This is a genomic window from Vibrio sp. 1641, from assembly GCF_033339995.1.
Classification (GTDB): Bacteria; Pseudomonadota; Gammaproteobacteria; order Enterobacterales; family Vibrionaceae; genus Vibrio; species Vibrio alginolyticus.
On record NZ_JAWOVP010000478.1, the window covers coordinates 1 to 530 of the forward strand.

Below are 530 nucleotides of genomic sequence, written 5' to 3' on the forward strand. Positions count from 1 at the left end.
TCTACGTAGTGCGAACATGTTCCATGCGTACGGCTTCTTAGCAAAAGTATTTGAGATTTTAGCCAAGCACAAAATTTCGGTAGACCTTATCACCACATCAGAAATCAGTGTGTCACTCACGCTAGATCAAACTGATACCTCAGGCGGCGCACCACAACTTCCTCAAGCAGCACGTGAAGAGTTGGAAGAGTTGTGTAAGGTCGAAGTAGAACATGACCTTTGTTTGGTAGCCTTGATTGGTAACAAGATGAGTGAACGTAAAGGCTATGCGAAGCAAGTGTTTGGTACGCTAGAAGATTTGAACTTACGCATGATCTGTTATGGAGCAAGCCCTCATAACCTGTGCTTCCTTGTGAATGAGTCGGTGGCGAAGCAAGCCATTCAGAAGCTGCATACAGAGCTCTTCGAACAATAACATTGGTTTGTATCCTCAAGTGACCACTACCGTGGTTCAAAAGCATAACGTGGTTTTTGAGGGAACAACGACAAATTAAAGGGCTGCACATTGGCAGCCCTTTTTATTGCTTGTT

1 protein-coding gene is annotated in these 530 nt (G+C 44.3%); it reads left to right on the plus strand.

The genetic code is table 11. The annotated features are described in order from the left end of the window. A partial coding sequence (locus R7Z47_RS26665; protein WP_411913072.1) for an ACT domain-containing protein occupies positions 1-415 on the plus strand: 415 nt, incomplete at its 5' end. Between the last annotated feature and the right edge of the window lie 115 nt (positions 416-530).